Below are 2,655 nucleotides of genomic sequence, written 5' to 3' on the forward strand. Positions count from 1 at the left end.
CTACACAAGAAAGGCCAGGAATCACTAGTACTCCTGACCTATTCATCATATACCTGTATATTTGGTTATTCGATCAGGACTAGTTTCTTCCTGATTTCATAATAGAAAAAAGGCTACACAATTTCTTGTGCAACCTATATATATCCATCATTGAAGCTTTTTTTGCTTAACTTAATGACATTGATGGCAATGAAACCTTTTTTTGCAGCTGGAAACAAATTTTTTCAATGAGCAACCATCCTACCTTGTTTGCTCACAGAAAAACTGATAGTTTTCCAAAGGGCAGAAAAATAACAGTTTGCTTTTCTTCATTATATTACCTGTTTTTAATAAATTAGTTCTTTCTGTATATCAACTACATTTAATTTAATAACATACAATCCATCACTTTGGTAATTCTTCTACACCCTGTTTACTCGTTAAAAAATGTAAAAAAATCCGTCAGCTTTCTTACAGGGTTAAAAAGTTAACGGATCATATTTTATAAATAGTGCGATAAACTGAAATAAACGCGTGCTTTTATAGCTCGCCTCTCAAACGTGCTTCTATATCAGATGCCGTGTATAACACATCCGTTACAATTACCCTTTCGTCACGGATTGTGTAAAATACTGAATAATTATCGACGAGCATTCTACGCAACTCCATTCTCTTTTCTGGCTCAGAATCCATAATCCCAAATCGTTCCGGGAAAGTATCTAATGTAAGTATTTCATCAGCAATGCGATTATATTGCCCCATTGCATTATCCGGAGCAAGCAAATCTATAGCAATATAATTGTATATATCTTCCATATCCTGCAAAGCTTCTTTTGTAATCTCTACCTTATATTGCTTCATTAATGCCTCGCTCTAAATGCCACAAACGCACTGGCTGCATCCTCAACATTTCCTTTCTCTATATCGGCATATCCTTTTTCTAACTTTTGATGAATCTGTGTAGCAGACATCATATCTGCATTCACTGAATTAGCTGCTTTTGGTAATACAACAGAAAAGGGAATTCCTCCTACTAATGATATTTGTTTTAAATACATATCTATAGCAGTAGCCATTGGTATCCCTAATTGTGCCAATACACTTTCTGCATTTTCTTTTACATCTGGATTTACTCTTATATTTAATGTTGCTGTTTTCCCCATAGAATACACCTCCACCTTTCTTTTATTGTAACGTCTTTTGCGTTACAAGTCAATCTATGAAATATATTTTCGCTGTCTACGCTTAGCAACTACCATTACTGACAGTCACCCAGGACTCGCTACTGGCGGTTGGTTAGACCTTACCAGACAGGCATTCCACCTGCTAGACTACTCGCCCTTATCTGGGCGCACAATTCCGATTTATCTAAATCTTTCTTATAGGATGCCGAATGACTGTTTTCCATTTTTCCGGTGCAACCTTTCTTGCATCCGACAAATATATTTCATGATGTAGTCTTTGACTATTCATATCATTCGCATATCCATTTTGTTTTAAATATTCATCCATAAGTGCAACTGTAGCTGGTTCATCATCAAAAGATCCTAAGTGCATGATTTGAACACATAAACCTTCATCAATCGTCAAAAACTCTGCCGAGGAACAATCTATTTTTTTCTTTTTAGTTGCTGTTTCAACAGCCCATTCAAAATCTTTTTCATTCACAAAATCAGGCAATCGAATGACTGAAATCCAATGAAATGAATCTTTATCTGCATAATTCACACCATCTATATCATCCTGCCACCAGAATCCTTCTAGTGGTGGAACTACATATTCAAAGAATCCTTCAATTTTATAATCCGTCTTATAACTCATTCTCAAAGTATAAGCAATCGCATACAATACGCCAATTGCCTGCTGATATGCTCCACCTTCTTCATTTGGATTGCCCTCTCCTCTGACCGCAATGTAATTTGCTTCAGGAACATTTACAATCACAGGTTTATTTTTAGGCATATAAAATTCTTTATATTCTTTCTTAAAATCAAAAGCCATAATTACTCCTTAAATTTCAATTTAACAAACTAACCTCTTTACTCTTTCAACATAATCATCTGCATGATTTATGCTAATATCTCCGTGATAATATCCTTGTAATACTTCAAGTTCACTATTTGGTATTAAACGAACAATTTTAGTTGCTGATTTTTTCATAATAGGTCTTTCTTTACTTCCAACTAATACGAGGGTCTTTGCTTTAGTATGCGGTAAAGTGTTTTTTACTTCATAATTAGAATTTGACTTCATAAAAGCAATTAAATTATCTTTTGCAATTTTACAAGTATCTTCATAATATAGAGCAAACAAGCTTTTTTTTAGTTTCAAACTTTTAAATTGTAGTTTTGAAAACCACTTTTTACTTATCAAACAATGTGATAAATTAAATATTGGCTCTATCATTTTACAGGTAAAGTTCATTGGAATTACCAAAGCACTTTCAATAATAGCACATTCACATATATTAGGATTTTTAGATAATATTTCTAATAAAATTTGTCCGCCTAATGACAACCCTCCAGTTAGTTTTACTTTTCCATTATAATTTTTATTTATAAAATTTATCATAACTGACCACCTGATTCAAAAAAGTTCAGAAATCTCTTTAGTGTCCGCTTTTTAGTACAATAAAATCATATTGCTGGATATACACTTTAACTGCGAGGTAAAAGT

4 protein-coding genes are annotated in these 2,655 nt (G+C 33.3%); all 4 read right to left on the reverse strand.

From position 1 onward, the window contains the following. Window positions 1-519: 519 nt before the first annotated feature. The gene (locus ACTND6_RS10760; RefSeq protein ID WP_441024220.1) at window positions 520-840 is read right to left on the reverse strand and encodes a type II toxin-antitoxin system RelE/ParE family toxin; all 321 of its coding nucleotides are present in this window, start codon (window positions 838-840) and stop codon (window positions 520-522) included. After that, complete coding sequence (locus ACTND6_RS10765; protein ID WP_441024218.1) at window positions 840-1,142, reverse strand: type II toxin-antitoxin system RelB/DinJ family antitoxin; 303 nt, start codon at window positions 1,140-1,142, stop codon at window positions 840-842. The genes ACTND6_RS10760 and ACTND6_RS10765 overlap by 1 nt, the downstream gene beginning before the upstream one ends. A gap of 205 nt (window positions 1,143-1,347) precedes the next feature. Beyond that, window positions 1,348-1,980, reverse strand: a complete 633-nt coding sequence (locus ACTND6_RS10770; protein WP_217799160.1) for a GyrI-like domain-containing protein — start codon at window positions 1,978-1,980, stop codon at window positions 1,348-1,350. Between the two features lie 21 nt (window positions 1,981-2,001). Further along, window positions 2,002-2,550, reverse strand: a complete 549-nt coding sequence (locus tag ACTND6_RS10775; protein ID WP_441024216.1) for an alpha/beta fold hydrolase — start codon at window positions 2,548-2,550, stop codon at window positions 2,002-2,004. Between the last annotated feature and the right edge of the window lie 105 nt (window positions 2,551-2,655).

It is taken from the genome of Bulleidia sp. HCP3S3_C9 (genome assembly GCF_052064035.1).
In the GTDB taxonomy this organism is placed as follows: Bacteria; Bacillota_I; Bacilli_A; order Erysipelotrichales; family Erysipelotrichaceae; genus Bulleidia.

Bases quoted from the DNA above. Each gene is read 5' to 3' on its own strand.
- ACTND6_RS10765 (WP_441024218.1), bottom strand. From the start codon at position 1,142: ATGGGGAAAACAGCAACATTAAATATAAGAGTAAATCCAGATGTAAAA.
- ACTND6_RS10775 (WP_441024216.1), bottom strand. From the start codon at position 2,550: ATGATAAATTTTATAAATAAAAATTATAATGGAAAAGTAAAACTAACT.
- ACTND6_RS10770 (WP_217799160.1), bottom strand. From the start codon at position 1,980: ATGGCTTTTGATTTTAAGAAAGAATATAAAGAATTTTATATGCCTAAA.
- ACTND6_RS10760 (WP_441024220.1), bottom strand. From the start codon at position 840: ATGAAGCAATATAAGGTAGAGATTACAAAAGAAGCTTTGCAGGATATG.